The following is a 17,117-nucleotide window of genomic DNA, read 5'->3' as shown; positions in this document are numbered from 1 at the left end:
TCACCAATGAGGTGCGACAAGGTAAGCCGGTGGCTCGGCGCCGTCGTGGACGGCGAGGTGCCACTGCCCGACGAGCCGGCGATGGCGACCCACATCGCCGACGAGCACCGCCAGATGGCCCGGCTGTACCCGAAGGGCGGCCGCTACGCGCTCGAGCTCGACCCTCGCGAGTACGGTCTCGCGATCCGCGAGGACCTGAACCGGGCCAAGAAGGCCGCGGCGACGAGCGGACGCGGATGAGCTCATGTGCAGCACCCTCAGCACGTTGGCCGAGGAACGCGCCCACGGCCGTCCACGACCTCGGGCTGGCCTATGCGCAGACCCGCCCGACCTGGTCCGAGCTCGCCCACCGGATCGACCGCGTCGTCGGCGGGCTCGGTGTCGAGCCCGGTGCCCGGGTTGCAGCGCTCGCCGCCAACAGCGCCGAATGGATCGTGTCCTACCTCGCGGCCTGCCGCGCCGATGCAGTCTTCGTGGGACTCGACACCTGGTACGCGGCCGGCGGCCTCGACTACATCCTCCGGCAGTCCCGGCTCCCGCGTGCTCCTCTGTGCCGAGACACTGTTCGGCGAGGATCTCGTCGAGGGCGTCCGAGCGGTCGCCACGGAGTGTCCGGACCTCGTGCACCGGTGGTGATCGGAACCCCGCAACCGAGCGAGGGTTTGCTCGCCCACGACATGACCGCCCGGTGGATGGGCAAACATCCCGAGCTCGGGCGGGTGTCGTTCGTCAACGAGCAGATCGCGCTCTCCGGGCACACCGGAACCCACCTCGATGCAACCCGGGGGTGTGGCGCCACGGGGACTGGGTCCACGCCACGTCACGCGGCTCCTTCGTGATCCACGGGCGCTCCGACTCCACTCTGAACCGGGGTGGGGTGCGGATGGGCACCGCGGACTTTTACACGGTCATAGAGGGCTTCGACGAGGTCAGCGACTCGTTGGCGATCGACACCACGGCGCTCGGCACGCAGGAGGAGGGCGAGTTGCTCTGCTTCCTCGTGTGGTCGCCGGGGGCGACACTGGGGGACTTCGAACCTCGACTGCGGAAAGCACTGCGCAGCGATCTCTCTCCTCGGCACGTCCCTGTGGTCGCCGGTCTCGTCGACCGCCTCCCCGCACGCCGGAGCACGACGGCCGCCCGGCAGGAGACGACGCGATGACGGGCGGGTGGTCTCCCACCGGTGAGATCGCGGCCGTGGTGCAGCGCAACGCCGATGAACGCCCGGACGGCCCGGCGATCATCGACGAGCAACGGACCTGCACCCACGCGGAGCTGGCGACCGAGGTGGCCGCCGTGGCGCGCGGCCTCACCGGACTCGGGGTGGGCCCGGGATCGCGCGTCGGGCTCCTGTGCACCAACCGGGTCGAGTGGGTCACCGCGGCGTACGGCACCCTCGCGGTCGGGGCGACGCTGGCCGCATTCCCTACCTGGGCCACGAGCTGGGATCTCGATCATCTCATCGCGCACTCCCGCTGCGAGGTGCTGCTCACCGCCGACCGCGTCGGCACCACCGATCTGACCTCGGTGATCAGCGAGCTGGTACCGGAAATCTCCGGTACCGATCGGCCGGGCCTGCGCTCGGCGACCTACCCCGCGCTGCGCGAGCTCGTCGTGATCGGCCGGGTGCCCTCGGGCTCGCGCTCGATTGCGCGCTCCTTCGCCGACCTGGGATCAGGCGCGGCGGACGTCGGCGGGTCGGTATCCGCAGCGCAGGACTCCGCTCTGGTGCTCTACACCTCCGGCTCGACAGCCCGGCCCAAGGCGGTCCGCCTCGCGCAGCAGGCAGCGATCGGTCACGCCCGCGAGGTCGCCTCGCGGATGGGCGTCCGGCACGACGACCGCATCCTGCTCACGGTTCCGTTGTTCTGGAGCTACGGCGGTGCCAACGCTCTGATGGTCGCTCTGGTGACCGGGAGCACGGTCGTGCTCCAGGAGACCTTCGACGCCGCGGGCGCGCTCACCCAGATCGCCCGGCACCGGTGCACGGTCCTCTACACGCTGCCATCGATCACCCGCACCCTCCTCGGGGAGCCAACGTTCTCCCGCGAGGCCGTCGCCACCCTGCGCCGTGGGATGACCATCGGGCCACCGTCGGACGTGCGGGCGGCCGAGGTCGAACTCGGCGTCACGGAAATCTGCAACGCCTACGGCTCGACGGAGCTGTACGGCGGAGCGACGGTCACCCCGCACGACCGGCCGCTCGACCGTCGGTGCACGGGGCAGGGCTCCGCCCTACCGGGTAACCGGGTCGCAATCATCGATCCGCAGACCGGTCGAGTGCAGCCGCCGGGGGAACTCGGGGAGATCGTCGTCTCCGGGTACACGTCGCCGGGCTACCTCGACCAGCCGGACGAGACCGCGGCGTCCTTCGATCCGGACGGCACGTTCTGCACGGGCGATCTGGGGCACCTCGACGCGGGCGGTGAGCTGCACTTCGCCGGACGGGCGTCGGAGATGATCCGGACCGGCGGGATCAACGTCTCACCCCTCGAGGTCGAGGACTTCCTCCTCACGCACGGCGCGGTGGAGGAAGCGGTGGTGGTCGGCGTCGCGGACCCGAAGGCCGACCAGGTGCCGATCGCGTTCGTCAGGACCGCCTCGCCGCACGACACCGACGAGGCGACGCTGCTCGCCTTCTGCCGGGACCGGATCGCCGCCTACCAGGTTCCGCGACGCATCGTCCTGCGGACCATCGCACTCCCGCGCACCACGACCGGGAAGCCGGCCCGCACCTCGCTCATGGAGGAGGCGCAGGCCCTGTGGAAGGGCGCGGAGGGCTGACGCCGAGCCAGCCGAGGGCTGCCAAGTCAGCCGTGACGCCGGCGGGTGAGAGTGTGTCAGGGCATGCTGGGGTTGGTGGTAGCCACCCCAATGCTTCCTGTCCGCAGCGCCTGAGCGTCGTGGACGACGACAACGGGCGGCCGTATACGGCGCTGCAGATCGGACTCGATCAGGTCTTCGGCGGCGATGCGGGGCGGCGCTGTCGAGTTCCCTGACACCCACGCGACTGGACAACGCCACAGCCACACGCATCGGTAAGACGGCTCGTTCCTAAGCGACCGTGAGCACGATCTTGCCCTGGATGTGCCCCCGGGCGATGCGCTCGTGCGCCGCCCGGGCATCCGCGAGCGGGAACGTGCTGTCGATCGCGACGCGAATCTTCCCCGCGTCAACCAAGCTCTCCAGTTCGGCGAGCTGCGCGCCACTCGAGCGGACCGACACGGCCGTGACCGTGACACCCAGCTCCGCGTTCTCCTCGTCGTCGAACTGGCCGAAGTACACCGGGTAGAGGGACCCGCCGCGCTTGAGGGTGCGCAGGAAGCGCCTGCTGCCTGGACCCCCGACGGTGTCCAGGACCAGGTCGACGTCACGGACGACCTCCTCGGGCCGCTCCTTGGTGTAGTCGATGAACTCGTCGGCGCCGAGCTCACGCAGGAACGTCTCGTGGGCACCGGAGGCCACGGCGATGACGCGGGCCCCCTTCCACTTGGCCAGCTGGAGAGCGAGGTGCCCCACGCCACCGGCAGCGCCGTTGATGAGCACCGTGCTCTCGCTGTCGAGTGCCATCGGGCGGTGCTGGGCCTCTTGGAACGGCGAGGGATGATCGTGCCCGAGCTCGATCAAGAACTGCCACGCCGTCAACCCCGACATGACCAGGGCAGCGGCGTGCACGTGGTCGATGCCAGCCAGCTTGCGCGCGAGGTCGGACGCCGGCGCGGTGACGTACTCGGCGTACGCGCTGCTCTGGAGAACGGTGGGGAAGCGCAGAAGGCCGATCACCTCATCTCCGACCACGAAGCCGTTGACGTCGGCGGCGACGGCTTCCACGACGCCTGAGACGTCGGTCCCCGGAATCAGGGGGAGATGGAACTGAGGCCTGATCTCGGGGGGTATGTCGGGCATCCCCTCGCGCGCGTACCGGTCAGGAGGGTTGACGCCGACCGCGTGCACGCGCACGAGCACCTCACCCGGCCCCGGCACGGGAACCGGCACCTCCTCCTGGACGATCGCCGCCCCGCGACACCCGACAGCGGTCCGGCGCTCTTTCGCACCCTCGCTGTGAAGGCCGCCTACCTCGCCGAGGCGACCGGCGCCGCCGGCACGGCCGACCAACTGGTCAGCTATGACGCCGATCGACTGCCCACCCAATGCGTACGGACCGGTCAGCCGATCTTGGTGACTCGCGTGGACGAGTGGGATCTGGCGCGCATCGCCCGTGACGCCGGGGCCGCCGCTGTCTTGGCCAGTGTCGGTATCCACTCATATATCGCGATACCGCTGGCCGTCCAGGGCCAGGCACTCGGCGTCCTGGGGCTGATGCGCGGCCGCAATCAACTGCCCTTCAATGCGGACGACGTCACCCTGGCCGCCGAGCTCGCCAGCCGAACTGCAGTCTCCCTCGACAACGCGCGCCTGCACCAAAGCGTCCGCAACACTGCTGTGACCCTCCAGCGCCACCTGTTGCCCCAGCCGACGCCACCCGAGAGCCTGGAGATCGCCACCCGTTACCAACCCGCCGGAACCTCTGCCGAGGTCGGTGGCGACTGGTTCGACGTCATCCCCCTCACGGAGGACAAGACCGCGCTCGTGGTGGGCGACGTGATGGGCAGCGGCATCGACGCGGCCGCCACGATGGGCCGCCTGCGCACCGCCACCGCCACCCTGGCCGACCTTGGCCTCCCGCCCGCCCAGGTGCTGCAACGCCTCGACAAGATCACCGCCGGTCTGGACCCCTACATCGCCACCTGCATCTACGCCGAATACGACCCGCACAGCGACCGGTGCCGAATCGCCGTAGCCGGACACCTGCCCCCCGCACTGACACCTGCAGGCGGGCCCCCCGAACTGCTCGACCTACCATCTGGTGCACCCCTCGGGGTCGGTGGCGTCCCCTTCGAAACGGCCACCGTGCCCTTACACCCCGGCGATCAACTGGTCCTCTACACCGACGGCTTGGTCGAAACACGCCGCGACGCCATCGACGAACGCCTCGACCTCCTCCTCCGCGTACTCGACAACCACGGCCTTCCCCTGGAAGCAACCTGCGACCGGCTCCTGGAAACACTGTGTGATCCAGACGAGCACGACGACGTGTCCGTACTCATCGCCCGACCCAGACCGCGCCCCTGACTCACCGCGGACACCGGCCAGCCGGGGACAGCTCCTGATGTGCTCCAGCGCTCACTCGACGGCGTGTACCGAACCGTTTGCTCAGCTCCCCTGCCACGCGCAAGCTGCACAGCCATACCGGCATCGCAATCCGTCGTAGAACCGCGAGAAGAACAAACTTCTGGCACGGCCAGGGACTGGGGCGGGCGGAGGTTTGGCGCTCTCGGCGAGGCGCAGCAGCTAAGGCCGGTCGCCTTGGCAGGCCAGGAGTTGCCAGCCAGTGAGGGGGCAAAGCATGCTGCGGCGCGCAGGAAGAGGTGTGCCCATGCCGGTATGAGGTGGGTGGCGCAGCCGTCGGCGTAGCGGGCGAGGTCGTGGAAAGCGGCGGTTGCGGCGTCCTCGTCGAGGCGATGGAGGGCTGACCGCGCTCGCGCCGAGCCTGACAGAGGCACTGTGCCCCTCCCCCAAGCCAGCACGGCTACTGTTCCCGCCACGACCGCACGATGGCGGGGACCAGCAGTGACAAATAGCCCTGGACAGCTCCGGCGAGAAGGGGGCTGAGCCAATCGGCGTAGCTACCGGATGAAGGGGCCTGTCGTCGGCACGGGGTGGGCAAGGATGGCGGCGGAGGTGTTTTCGAATGCCCAGCGGCGACATGCTCGCACTCATCAATGACAGTGGCCGGGTGGTCGAGTGGGGGCATCTGGCTGAGGAGCTGTTCGGGTGGTCCGCCGAGGAGGCCGTCGGCCGGTCCGTGACCGCGCTCATGTGTGAGGCCGCCACTGACAGCAAACGGCAGCGGGAACGGTTCTCGGAGACGGCCTCGGTGCTGGTCAAGCCGGTGCTGCGAGGTACTTGCGTGGTGTGGCAGGTGCTCTCGGCGGCGGACGCCATGTCGGGGCAGGACGTGGCGATCTTGAAGGCCATGCTCGCCCACTCCCCGGTCGTAGTGCACGTCCTCGACAATCAGCTGCGCGTGGTCCGCACCAGCACCACCACCGCCGGGCTGGAGGACGCGCCGGTGAGGCACCTGCTGGGCAAGCATTTCACCGAGGCGTACGAACTCGCAGACCCCGAAGAAGAAGTCGCCGTGGCGCAAAGGGTCCTGGAGAGCGGAGAACCGGTGGTGAACCGGCTCGTCCGGCGCATCAGGAAACCGGACCGACCCGCGCGCCTCATCCGCTCCGTCTCCTACTTCCGCCTGGAGGACTCCCACGGCGATGTGGCCGGACTGGTAGCGTCCGCGGTCGATGTCACCGACCGGGAGAACACACAGAACCGGCTGGCCCTCCTGGACACAGTCCGCACACGAGTGGGGCACCGGCTGAACGTGGGCACCGTCTGCCAGGAACTGGTGGACGCGGTGGTGCCCTCCTTCGCCGGCATCGCCGACGTCGAAGTGATCGAAGACGTCATCCGCGGAAACGAGCCCCCGCCGGTGCCCGTCCACCGGGATGTTCCACTGCGCCGAACAGCCTTCCAAAGCCAAATCGCAGCGGATCATCCAGTCGGAGTCGTCCGCCCCCTGCCAATCGGCACCCCCTTCTCCGACATCCTGTCCGACCTTCGGCCGCGCCTCGTATCGATCGAGGAGGACAGCTCGTGGCTTGCCGCCGACCCGGCCCGAGCCGAAGTGATCAGGCGATCCGGTTCGCACTCCCTGATCGTGGCTCCGCTGGCGTTGCGCGGCCACGCTCTGGGCGTGGTCAGCTTCTACCGCCACCAGCGACAAGACCCCTTTGACGAGGAGGACATCGCGGTGGCGTCCGCAGTGTGTGCCCATGTTGCGCTCTGCATCGACAACGCCCGTCAGTTCATGCGCGAGTGGGTCATCGCGCAGACCGTCCAGCGCAGGCTTCTCCCCGAGCCACCTGTCACACACGCCACCATCGACGTTTCCCAACTACACCTTCCCGCTTCGCAGGGCGGCGGGGCGTGGTCCGACGCGATCGCGTTGCCCGGCGCACGGACCGCGCTGATCGTCGGCGACGTGGCAGGGCAAGGCATCGCCGCCGCCATCACGATGGGACTTCTGCGGACGGCCGTCCACACACTCGCCGCCCTGGACCTGCAGCCCGACGACCTGCTGGCCCGCCTCAGCGACACCGTGGCCCGTCTCGTGGCCGCGCGCGCAACGCTGCCTCCCACGGATCCCCTGAGCCGTGAGCCGCTCACCGCCGGCTGCGCCATCGCGATCTACGACCCGGTCGAACTCACCTGCACCATCGCCCGCGCCGGCCTCCCCGAGCCGGTCGCAGTCCGTCCCGACGGCACCTCGGCCGACCTGCCCATCCCCCCGGTCCCCCACTCGCCGAAACAGGCAACGCCCCATTCCCCGCGACCACCATCGACCTCCCCGAAGGAAGCACTCTGGCGATGGGCACGGCCGCGCTCGCGGACACGGTCCTGGCGCCGTCCGGTCCACTGCGCCCTCTCCTGGACAGCGCCGGCACAAGGCCCCTGCCTGATCTGCGCGACGACATCGCACACGCGTTCCCCGACGGCAACCGGACCGGCGAGACACTGATGCTGCTCGCCCGCACGAAGGCGCTGCCCCAAGACCGGGTACTGACCCTCCCGCTGCCCGCGGGCCCCGAAGCCGCACCGATCGCCCGCGCAGCGACCCGCCGCCAACTGGATGTCTGGGGGGTGGACGAGGAAACGGCGTTCACCACCGAGCTCATCGTCAGCGAGCTCGTCGGCAACGCGGTCCGCTACGGCGCTCCGCCCCTGCAACTACGCCTCGTCTTCGAGCGGATGCTGACCTGCGAGGTCAGCGACACCGCAGCCAGCGCCCCGCAGGTGAAACATGCCCGCACCATCGACGAGACAGGCCGAGGACTGTTCATCATCTCAAGCCTCTCGGACCAGTGGGGCACCCGATACCAAGCCCAGGGAAAAACCGTCTGGGCAGCGCAACCGACAGGGGTGTCCACGGAGCGCCAAAACGGTGCCGGACGTCCACGGTGAATTCGTCAGGCGAGGCCCGCCGCGCGACGAGTTGTATTGCGAAGCCGTATCTCAACCGATCTTGGAACGGCGGAGAGGGCCGGCACCGCCGACCTCGCCTTCCTCCCCGCCCACGGCGAAGAACTCGCCGACCTGCCCGTCCAGCGCACCGGCAAGGGATTCCACTTCGACCTCGCCTACACGGTCACCGACCTCAAGACCCTCACCGACCACAGCAACTAACCATCCCCACACACCACGAGGGCCCCGCCACCAGCCACCACCCCGATGGCCCCTCGCCCCTCCCCCAAGACGAACCCTCCCCAACGCAGCCGTGGCCCCGATGCCCTGGGGGCACGCCCACAGCTCTCACATCTCAGGAGTCGACGTGCCCATCTATACCTGCACGAGCGCCCAGGGAACGCTGAGGGCCGGCGCCAAGGGGGAATTGGCCGCCGAAATCACCAGGATCCACGCGGAGATCAATCACGTCCCGCCCGCCTACGTCAACGTGGTCTTCTCCGAACTGCCTCAGGACAGCGTCTACGTCGGCGGAGAACCAGGGACGCCGCTCCTGATCGGCGGCTGGGCACGGCGCGGCCACCCGCAGGAGGAAACGACCTGCTTGGCACTCGAACTGTCGGCAGCCGCATCCCGCATCACCGGGATACCCGAGCACCACATCCTGGTGGTGATCCAGGACGGTCCCGCGCGCTCCGCTGTCGAAGCCGGCCAGATCCTGCCCGACCCGGGTCAGGAGAAGGAATGGCTGAGCCAGTATGAGGAGTAAAACCGGGCCGGTGCGATGGCCCGTGGGTCCTTGGACAGAGTTCCCTTGGGAGCCATTTGAGGCCGAACGGGCCGGCCGTGTCACCGCACGGACCATCCCCGCAGGCACGGGGACGACGGCGCTGTACGCCGGTCATAGGTCTGCGCGGGCGGACCATCCCCGCAGGCGCCTGGCCGGGCCGCCGTCACTCTGCTGCGCTGAGGGGCACGGTTGGCACTGTCGTAGGTGCCCGACCCAGGCCTGATGGTTAGACGCGACGTGCAGTCCCTCGCCCAGGCGGCCGCGTAGGACACCGACGCGTGTTCTGCCCTCCACCACCTGCAACCCACTGTCTGACGGGTCCAGGAGTCGTCGGTCGATCAGGATCAGCGGGCGCATCCACGTCCCGTGCTCTTCCCAGTGGCGGCCGACCTCTGCGGGGCGAACCTTGACCCAGTGCACCGGGTTCTCGGCGAAGCTCTCGACACAGCCGGCATCGGAGGCTCCGGTCGGCATCCCACTGAAGGCCGCGGCCGGGATCGTCTCGAGCCGCCACATGATCTCGGACAGGTCGATGCCGCCGTAGTCATACACGAAAGCGGCATTGTCACCGTGATCGAAGAGGAACTGTTTGAGGACATCGTCGGGCCACGGCAGCGAGGCCAGCGCAGGGTCGACGCGAAAGCTGACATAGCTAAGGCCGCCGTCTTCACGGCGCGCCATCAACGGGCTGAGGTCACTTAGACCGTGTCCTATGTGGTGAGGCGGCGAGGCGTTTGTAGCAGCAGATGGCTGCGGCGAGGCCGAGAAAGGCCAGGTAGTTGCGGGGGTGGCGTTCGTAGCGGTGGTTGAGTCGGCGGTAGCCGGTGCGCCAGGACATGGTGCGTTCGATGACCCACCTTCTGCGGCCGAGCCGTTCGCTGGACTCGATGCCCTTGCGGGCGATCCGTACACCGATGCGTTTGCCGCGTAGCCACTTCCGCAGGTGAGGGACGTCGTAGGCCTTGTCTGCGTGCAGACGCTGCGGTTTGAAGTAGCGCCCGTTGTGGGGGTCGTGTCTCGTTTGGTGACCTGCGACCATGGGCTTCAGCGCGAGGCTGTCGTGGGTGTTTGCCGCGGAGACGGCGACGACGAGGGGCAGTCCGTTCGCGTCCGACAAGACGTGCATCTTGGAACCCGGCTTGCCCCGGTCCACGGGACTCGGACCTGTGAGTTCGCCCCTTTTTTCGCCCTCACATGGGCGGAATCGAGGACCGCTCGGGAGAGGTCGAGCAGGCCGGCGTCGTCGAGGCGGTGCAGGATCTCCTCGTGCAGCCGGCCCCACACACCTGCCCGGGACCAGATCAGGAACCGGCGGTGGGCGGTCGACTTCGATATGCCGAAGCACGGCGGCAGAGCCCGCCAGGCGCAGCCGCTGACCAGGACGTAGATGATCGCCGCGAACAGCGTCTCATCAGGCGTGTCCTGCGTGCCGCCGCCCTGCGGCCTCACTCTCGAGGGCGGGATCAGCGGCTCCGCAATCTCCCACAGTCCGTCCGGAACAATCCAACTCCACGTACCCCGCCCCATGAACAGGCCAACGACCAACGGCCACATAGGACACGGTCTTAGCCTCGCCGGGTGTCGCCTTTCGCTGTTACTGCTATCGCCGTGGGGACGAGGTTTGTGACGGTTCTTGTGAGCCCTCGTCGTATTTCAGGGGGATACCCGCGCTGCTCTGCCAGCGGCAGAACAGCGGCCGGACCGGGCTCGACGATCACTACAGTCCAGTCTCATGACGACGATTACGACGCGTACGGTCGAGTACCCGGCCGACGGTCTGACGATGATCGGGCACCTCGCGCTCCCGGCCGGTGTCGACCGCCGGCCCGCAGTGCTGCTCGGACCAGAGGGCACGGGGCTCAGCGACGTCGAGCGCCGCCGGGCCGATGCTCTCGCCGAGCTGGGATACATTGCGCTGGCCTTCGACCTCCACGGCGGGCGCTATTTGAGCGACCCCGAGGAGATGCTGGCCCGTTGCATGCCACTGCTCTCTGATCCCGACCGGATGCGGAGCATCGGCCATGCAGCGCTCGACGTGTTGCGCACCGAACCGCGGACCGATTCCGACCGGATCGCCGCCGTCGGCTACGGCACCGGGGGCGCCGTCGGGCTGGAACTCGGGCGCGACGGCGTCAACCTGCGCGCGATCGGGACAGTCAACGCACTGACCACGGGCCGACCGGGCGAGGCAGCGCGCATTCGCTGCCCGGTGTGGGCCGGGGTCGGGTCGGAAGACCCGATCATGCCGCCCGCGCAACGCAAGGCGTTCACCGCTGAGATGCAGGCCGCGGGCGTCGACTGGCGCCTCACGGTCTACGGCGGCGCATTGCACGCCTTCCACCATCCGCCGGTCGACCACCCCGTTGTCCCCGGCGTCGGCTACCACCCGCGGCACGCGCAGCGAGCCTGGCGCGACGTCGTCGACCTGCTCGCCGAGTGTCTGCCCGTGACGGAGGATCTGGGGGCATGACCCAGGCAAACATGCTGGCACCAGGCTTGGTCGGTGTCATGCCTGGGACGCCTCAAGCAGCGTGGACGGGTTCGGCAGATCGGGGCATGGATGCGTTGGGCTGGACGGCGGGCCGGGTGAGCCTGCGGGTCATGAGCGTGATCGAGGCGAGGGTAAGCATCGCCTCGGAGTGCTCAGGCCGGGTCTCGTAGTCGCGCACGTTCCGACGCGCATGCGACAACCAAGCCAGTGACCTCTCTACCACCCAACGCCTCGGCAAGATCACGAAGCCCTTGGCGCCCTTGGGCCTGCTCACGGTCTTGATCGTCAGGTGGAGGAAGGACTTGGCCCAGGCCACGAGGTGCCCGCGTAGGCCAAGTCGGCCCAGACGATGGTGATTTCGGGGTGCATCAGCCGGAGCCGGAAGAAGGTTTCACGGGCGGCGACGCTGTCGTGCATGTCGGCCGGAGTGACCATCACGAACAGCGGGAGCCCTTTGAGGTCCACGATTATGTGCCTCTTCCGGCCCGGCGTCTTTTTCCGGCGTCGTATCCGGACGTGGAGCGCGGGACGGTGGCCGCGACCTTGACGGACTGGGAGTCGATCACCGCCGCCACCGGGTTCGGTGATGTGCCCATCGTGCGACGGATCCGGCGTCGCAGCTGGTCGCGTATGAGGTTGAAGACGCCCGCGGTGGACCAGCGGGCGAAGAAGCCGAACACCGTCTTGAAGGGCGGGTAATCCTGCGGCAGCGCGGCCCATTTGCAGCCGGTGTCGACGAGATAGCGCAGCGTCGACCAACATCACCGCCGCCCGCCACGACCACATCGTCGAGCACCTGAAAGCCGCCGGCCTCGGCTCCCTGGCCGACCTGGGCTTCCTCGGCCTCGACAAGGACTGCAACGACCAAGTCGTCGTCACCGGCTACAAGGCCACCCGCGCCCGCAAGCTCACCACCGGCCAGAAGACCGCCAACCGGATCATCGCCGCCGGCCGCGCCCCCGTCGAGCACGGCTTCGCGCACCTGAAGACCTGGCGCATCCTCACCAAACTCCGCACGAGCCCCGCCCGCGCCACCAACCTGCTCCGCGCCCTGCTCGTCCTGACGAACCTCGAACTCGACCGCTGACAGACGATCAAGACCGAAGACAGCCGCCCACGACCAGCACGAGCACCCACGAACCCCGCCACACCAGCAGCCGCACCAGCGAAAACCAAGATGGTGGATCTTCAGTGAAGATCCGACTGGACCTCGGTCAGTCGATGCCTTCGACGATGCGGAAGTCGCGCTCGACGCCGTCGGAGAGGGCGACCAGCGCCTCCTGGTAGGCCGCACTCTCGTGCGCCGCGACGGCCTGCTCGAAGCTGTCGAACTCGATCAGGACGGTGCGCTCGGCGATTCCGGCGTCATGCGCCACGACCCGACTGCCACGGGCGAGGATCCGACCGCCCCCGGCCTCGACGGCCGGACCGGCCAGCTTGTTGTAAGCAGCCAGCTTCTCAGGGTCTGAAATGGTGCGGTAGGCGCTGACCCAGTAGCCCTTGGGCATGGAACCTCCAGTGTTGGGATGAGTGCATCTGACTTACGGGTTGGTCTCGGACGAGCGTCGGCGGGCGAGAGCGAGGCTTGTCAGCGTCGTGATCGCCATGGCGCCGATGCCGACCAGCGCCGCGGTGGTGTAGGCGCTGTCGTCGGGGAAGAGGTGGCCGGGGCCGGTGCCCGCGGCGAGGATCAGGCCGCCGATGGCGCTGCCCAGGGAGTACCCGACGCTGCGGACGACGTAGTTGAAGCTCATGGCGCTCGACGTCTCGCTCTTGGGGGTGACGGCCAGGATGACGCCGGGCATCGCGGCCGAGAAGCCGCCGACGCCGACGCCGAGCACGCCCATCGCCGCGAACAGTTCGGCCAGGTCCGACCGGGCCGCCGCGAACAGGGCGAACCCGCCGCCGACCACGACGGCGCTGCCGGCCAGGAGCAGGGGGTCGGCGATCCGCGTCCGGACCCGCGGCGTGAGCTTGCCGGCGACGAACCCCAGCACCGAGAACGGGATGAGGACCAGCCCGGCGACGAAGGTCGTCAGCCCGAAGCCGTAGCCGGCGCCGTGCGGCGTCTGCGCGTACCGGGTGATGAGCGTGAGCAGGAGGTACATGCCGATCCCGCCGACGAACATGGCGAGGTTCGCCCCGGCGACCGCCGGGTGCCGCACCGCCCGCACATCGACCAGGGGCGTCGTGCTGCGCAGCTCGATGACGGCCCAGATGCAGAGCAGCACCACCGCGACGACGGCGAGGCCCGCCGCCACGGCGAGGTGCCGGCTCCACAGATTCCGTTCGCCGGCGAGGAACAGCACCAGGAGCAGCGCAGCGGCCAGGACAACCGCGCCTGCCACGTCCACGTGGGCGGAGCGGCCTTCGGGGGCTTCGGGCATGGAGCGCCACGCGGTCAGGAAGGCGGCGGCGGTGACGACCAGGCCGAGGCCGTAGGCGGCCCGTACCCCGCCGAGCTCGGCGAGCAGTGCGGCCAGCGGGTAGCCGACGCCGGCCCCGATGATCGAGACCACCGAGATCAGGGCGATCACGGCCCCGCTGCGCTCCTCGGGGAGGTGGTCCCGGGCCACGCCCATCATCAGCGCCGTCAGCCCGAGCCCGACGCCCTGGGCCGCCCTGCCGGCCAGCAGCCACGCGAACGGCAGCGGCAGCACGGTGAGCGCGCTGCCGGCGACGACGACGACCAGCGTGGCGAGGATCGTGGCCCGCCGGTGCGGGCCGGCTCCGAGCCGGCCCAGGACCGGCGTGGCGACGGCGCCGCTGAGCAGCGCGACGGTCAGCGTCCACTGCGCGCTGCCGAGCGAGACGTGGAACGAGGTCGCCACGCTGGTGATGAGCGGCGTCCCGAGGCTGGCGACCGCCGCCACGACCAGAGCGATGAACATCAGGGCGGGGACCAGCAGCCGCGCCTCGGAACGCGCCACCGGGAACGCCTTCACCGCGACCCCGCCGACCGGCTGCCCGGTCACTGCTTCGGCCCTTCGCGGTCCTGGCTTTCGAGCTCTGCCAGATGCTTCAGCGCCGGAAGGGCCGCCACCAGCGCCTCGACCTCGTCGCCGGTGAGCTCGCCGATCAACCGCTCGAACGCGTGGACGCCCGCCTGGCGCCGCGTCCGGACATAGGAGGCGCCGGCCTCGGTCAGGCACACCAGCGTGACCCGCTTGTCGGACGCGTCGCCCCGCCGCTCGACCAGGCCGGACTCCTCCATCACCCGGACCAGGGCGGTCATCGCGGGCTGGGTGACGCCCTCGACCGCGGCCAGATCGGTGATGCGCCGCGGGCCGGTCCGGTCCAGGGTGGCCAGGGTGGCGGCGGACGTCAGGCTCATGTCCCGGGGCAGGCGTCTCGCGGCCCTGGTGGCCAGGCTGTAGAGGGCTGCCCCGATGGCGGCGGACGCGCCAGGAGCGGTGTCTTGACGACTCATGCTCGAAGCATAGCATTTTTATATTCATAGTTTATGGAAATGGTCGACTGGCGCGGGCGGCACCGCCTGTTCGGCTCAGGATGGGGGCCTCGGTGCCCCTTGACAGCCCCGTCCCGTTCCGCGCAGGATCACTCACATGAACCTGTCAGACAGCCAGACAGGTGGGTCGGTGCCGCGGCGCGTCAGCGCGATGGAAGCGGTGCTCACTCACCTCCGCGGCGCCATCGAGCGCGGCGAGTACGCCATCGGCGACAAGCTCCCCTCCGAGGCGGAGCTCTGCCGCCGCCTCGAAGTCAGCCGACCGGTACTCCGCGAGGCACTGCGGGCCCTGCAGGTGATGGGGCTGACCGTGTCCCGCACCGGCAAGGGCACCTTCGTGGTCGCCAACACGGTCGACGACCCCACCTTCGGGGACTACGCGGCCAGCGACCTCCTCGAAGTGCGCCGCCACGTCGAGATCCCGGTCGCCGGGTACGCGGCGGTGCGGCGCACCCCGGAGAACCTCGACCACCTCACCCACCTCCTGGAGCGGATGGAGCGGGAGACCGATACCACCGCCTGGGTCGCCATGGACACTTTGTTCCACATCGTCGTCGCCGAGGCCTCGCAGAACCCGGTGTTCCGCCGGGTCATCGAGGAGATCCGCGATGCGCTGGGCCGCCAGTCCGCCTTCCTCAACGAACTCGGCGACCGCCGTGAGCAGTCCAACCGCGAGCACCGCGCGATCGTCGAGGCCCTCATGGACGGCAGCGAACACGACGCGGTGGAGGCCATGGCCCACCATCTCGACCGCGTCCAGACCACCCTCACCTCCATCGTGCGCCCCGAGCGCGCGGCCCCACCCGCGGAAGGCGGACCCCAGGCGTGAGCGAGCGATCCCTTCAGCAAGACGCCCTGCGTAGCGAGAAGCCGGCCTCCGGACACGTCGACGCCGGAGACGCGGGCTACAGCAAGTCCCTGAAGTCCCGGCACGTCAACATGATCGCCATCGGCGGTGCCATCGGCACCGGCCTCTTCCTCGGCGCCGGCGGCCGCCTCGCCGACGCCGGACCCTCCCTCTTCGTCGCCTACGCGGTCTGCGGCCTCTTCGCCTTCCTCGTCGTCCGCGCGCTCGGCGAACTCGTCCTGTACCGCCCGTCGTCGGGCGCCTTCGTCTCGTACGCCCGTGAGTTCCTCGGCGAGAAGGGCGCGTACATCGCGGGCTGGATGTACTTCCTGAACTGGGCCACCACCGGCATCGCCGACATCACCGCCGTGGCCGTCTACACCCACTACTGGGGCATGTTCTCCGACATCCCGCAGTGGGTGATCGCGCTCATCGCACTTGCCGTCGTCCTAACCGTGAACCTCATATCCGTGAAGATGTTCGGCGAACTGGAGTTCTGGTTCGCGATCATCAAGGTGAGCGCGCTCGTCGTCTTCATGCTCATCGGCATCTTCCTGCTGGTCACCCAGCACCCCGTTGACGGCCACAACCCCGGCCCGTCCCTGATCACCGACAACGGCGGCATCTTCCCCAACGGCCTGCTGCCGATGCTGCTGATCATCCAGGGCGTCGTCTTCGCCTACGCCTCCGTCGAGCTGGTCGGCGTCGCAGCCGGCGAGACCGAGAACCCCGAGAAGATCATGCCCAAGGCGATCAACTCGATCATGTGGCGCGTCGGCCTCTTCTACGTCGGTTCCGTGGTCCTCCTGTCGATGCTGCTGCCCTGGAGCTCGTACAGCGCCGCCCAGAGCCCCTTCGTCACCGTGCTGTCGAACATTGGCATCCCCGCCGCGGGCGGCGTCATGAACCTGGTCGTGCTCACCGCGGCCATGTCGTCCCTCAATTCCGGCCTGTACTCCACCGGCCGCATCCTGCGCTCCATGGCGATGTCCGGCTCGGCACCCAGGTTCACCGGCGTGATGAGCCGCAGTCAGGTCCCCTACGGCGGCATCCTGCTCACCAGCGGCATCTGCGTCATCGGCGTCGGCCTCAACTTCATCGTCCCCGCCGACGCCTTCGAGATCGTGCTGAACTTCGCGGCGATCGGCATCCTCTCCACCTGGGGCATGATCATGCTCTGTCACCTGAAGTTCTGGCAGAAGACCCAGAACGGCGAGCTGACCAGGCCCAGTTATCGCCTGCCCGGCTCGCCGTGGACCGAGATCGTGACGATCGTCTTCCTGGTCTGCGTGCTGGTGCTCATGTACGCCGACGGAGGCGCGGGACGTACGACCGTGCTGTGTCTGCCGCTGATCGCGGCGGCGCTCGTCGCGGGTTGGTACGGGGTGCGCCGCCGGGTGGCGGGGATACGCGACGGAGCGGACGCGTGAACCAGGCA

Annotated in this window: 17 protein-coding genes and 3 pseudogenes; 13 read left to right on the top strand and 7 right to left on the bottom strand. The window is 69.0% G+C overall.

Annotated features, from left to right (window positions below; all coding sequences use genetic code 11):
• The first annotated feature begins 6 nt into the window (after positions 1 to 6).
• The 4 genes from OG698_RS46640 to OG698_RS46625 are packed head-to-tail and all read left to right on the top strand — an operon-like array spanning position 7 to position 2,784.
• The gene (locus tag OG698_RS46640) at positions 7 to 240 is read left to right on the top strand and encodes a hypothetical protein (protein WP_406110442.1); all 234 of its coding nucleotides are present in this window, start codon (positions 7 to 9) and stop codon (positions 238 to 240) included.
• Complete coding sequence (locus OG698_RS46635) at positions 237 to 839, top strand: AMP-binding protein (RefSeq protein WP_406110440.1); 603 nt, start codon at positions 237 to 239, stop codon at positions 837 to 839. The genes OG698_RS46640 and OG698_RS46635 overlap by 4 nt, the downstream gene beginning before the upstream one ends.
• A 44-nt stretch (positions 840 to 883) precedes the next feature.
• Entirely contained in the window at positions 884 to 1,162 is a 279-nt protein-coding gene (locus OG698_RS46630) for a hypothetical protein (protein ID WP_406110438.1), read from the top strand.
• Positions 1,159 to 2,784 carry a class I adenylate-forming enzyme family protein gene (locus OG698_RS46625; protein ID WP_406110436.1) on the top strand — a complete coding sequence of 542 codons (1,626 nt, stop codon included), beginning with the start codon at positions 1,159 to 1,161 and terminating at the stop codon, positions 2,782 to 2,784. Before OG698_RS46630 ends, OG698_RS46625 begins: the two co-directional genes overlap by 4 nt.
• A 270-nt stretch (positions 2,785 to 3,054) precedes the next feature.
• On the opposite strand, the gene OG698_RS46620 is transcribed toward OG698_RS46625, so the two are convergent.
• Positions 3,055 to 4,011 carry an NADP-dependent oxidoreductase gene (locus tag OG698_RS46620; protein WP_406111686.1) on the bottom strand — a complete coding sequence of 319 codons (957 nt, stop codon included), beginning with the start codon at positions 4,009 to 4,011 and terminating at the stop codon, positions 3,055 to 3,057.
• Between OG698_RS46620 and OG698_RS46615 the strand changes: the two are divergent.
• The 5 genes and pseudogenes from OG698_RS46615 to OG698_RS46595 form a co-directional block, all read left to right on the top strand.
• Positions 4,012 to 5,133, top strand: a pseudogene (locus tag OG698_RS46615) (PP2C family protein-serine/threonine phosphatase); the annotation flags it as partial.
• 619 nt (positions 5,134 to 5,752) lie between these two features.
• Complete coding sequence (locus tag OG698_RS46610; RefSeq protein WP_406110434.1) at positions 5,753 to 7,639, top strand: SpoIIE family protein phosphatase; 1,887 nt, start codon at positions 5,753 to 5,755, stop codon at positions 7,637 to 7,639.
• Complete coding sequence (locus OG698_RS46605) at positions 7,639 to 8,082, top strand: ATP-binding protein (protein ID WP_406110432.1); 444 nt, start codon at positions 7,639 to 7,641, stop codon at positions 8,080 to 8,082. The genes OG698_RS46610 and OG698_RS46605 overlap by 1 nt, the downstream gene beginning before the upstream one ends.
• A gap of 36 nt (positions 8,083 to 8,118) precedes the next feature.
• Positions 8,119 to 8,304, top strand: a complete 186-nt coding sequence (locus tag OG698_RS46600; RefSeq protein WP_406110430.1) for a hypothetical protein — start codon at positions 8,119 to 8,121, stop codon at positions 8,302 to 8,304.
• A 145-nt stretch (positions 8,305 to 8,449) separates the two neighbouring features.
• The gene (locus OG698_RS46595; RefSeq protein ID WP_406110428.1) at positions 8,450 to 8,851 is read left to right on the top strand and encodes a tautomerase family protein; all 402 of its coding nucleotides are present in this window, start codon (positions 8,450 to 8,452) and stop codon (positions 8,849 to 8,851) included.
• Between the two features lie 132 nt (positions 8,852 to 8,983).
• Here OG698_RS46595 and OG698_RS46590 read toward each other — a convergent pair whose 3' ends face one another.
• Both OG698_RS46590 and OG698_RS46585 read right to left on the bottom strand, forming a co-directional pair.
• A complete protein-coding gene (locus tag OG698_RS46590; protein WP_406110426.1) occupies positions 8,984 to 9,553 on the bottom strand; it encodes a hypothetical protein in 570 nt (189 codons plus the stop codon).
• Between the two features lie 29 nt (positions 9,554 to 9,582).
• Positions 9,583 to 10,399 (bottom strand): annotated as a pseudogene (locus OG698_RS46585) (IS5 family transposase).
• Between the two features lie 205 nt (positions 10,400 to 10,604).
• Here OG698_RS46585 and OG698_RS46580 point away from each other — a divergent pair.
• Entirely contained in the window at positions 10,605 to 11,342 is a 738-nt protein-coding gene (locus OG698_RS46580) for a dienelactone hydrolase family protein (protein WP_406110424.1), read from the top strand.
• 112 nt (positions 11,343 to 11,454) lie between these two features.
• Here OG698_RS46580 and OG698_RS46575 read toward each other — a convergent pair.
• A pseudogene (locus OG698_RS46575) lies at positions 11,455 to 12,112 on the bottom strand (IS5 family transposase); the annotation flags it as partial.
• Between OG698_RS46575 and OG698_RS46570 the strand changes: the two are divergent.
• On the top strand, positions 12,082 to 12,450 hold the full coding sequence (locus OG698_RS46570; protein WP_406111684.1) for a transposase family protein: 369 nt from the start codon (positions 12,082 to 12,084) through the stop codon (positions 12,448 to 12,450). The pseudogene OG698_RS46575 and the gene OG698_RS46570 overlap by 31 nt on opposite strands.
• Positions 12,451 to 12,577: 127 nt before the next feature.
• Here the strand turns inward: OG698_RS46570 and OG698_RS46565 are convergent, their stop codons facing one another.
• The 3 genes from OG698_RS46565 to OG698_RS46555 are packed head-to-tail and all read right to left on the bottom strand — an operon-like array spanning position 12,578 to position 14,697.
• A complete protein-coding gene (locus tag OG698_RS46565) occupies positions 12,578 to 12,871 on the bottom strand; it encodes a DUF1330 domain-containing protein (protein WP_059130497.1) in 294 nt (97 codons plus the stop codon).
• 33 nt (positions 12,872 to 12,904) lie between these two features.
• Complete coding sequence (locus tag OG698_RS46560) at positions 12,905 to 14,338, bottom strand: MFS transporter (protein WP_406110422.1); 1,434 nt, start codon at positions 14,336 to 14,338, stop codon at positions 12,905 to 12,907.
• Positions 14,335 to 14,697: a MarR family winged helix-turn-helix transcriptional regulator gene (locus tag OG698_RS46555; protein ID WP_014173936.1), complete on the bottom strand. Its 363-nt coding sequence runs from the start codon at positions 14,695 to 14,697 to the stop codon at positions 14,335 to 14,337. Before OG698_RS46555 ends, OG698_RS46560 begins: the two co-directional genes overlap by 4 nt.
• A 286-nt stretch (positions 14,698 to 14,983) precedes the next feature.
• Between OG698_RS46555 and OG698_RS46550 the strand changes: the two genes are divergently transcribed.
• Together OG698_RS46550 and OG698_RS46545 are read left to right on the top strand one after the other, a co-directional pair.
• Entirely contained in the window at positions 14,984 to 15,661 is a 678-nt protein-coding gene (locus tag OG698_RS46550; protein WP_116502170.1) for a FadR/GntR family transcriptional regulator, read from the top strand.
• Complete coding sequence (locus OG698_RS46545) at positions 15,658 to 17,109, top strand: amino acid permease (RefSeq protein WP_406110420.1); 1,452 nt, start codon at positions 15,658 to 15,660, stop codon at positions 17,107 to 17,109. Before OG698_RS46550 ends, OG698_RS46545 begins: the two co-directional genes overlap by 4 nt.
• Positions 17,110 to 17,117: the final 8 nt, after the last annotated feature.

It is taken from the genome of Streptomyces sp. NBC_01003 (assembly GCF_045162695.1).
In the GTDB taxonomy this organism is placed as follows: domain Bacteria; phylum Actinomycetota; class Actinomycetes; order Streptomycetales; family Streptomycetaceae; genus Streptomyces.
This window is presented reverse-complemented; position numbering and strand designations above follow the sequence as displayed.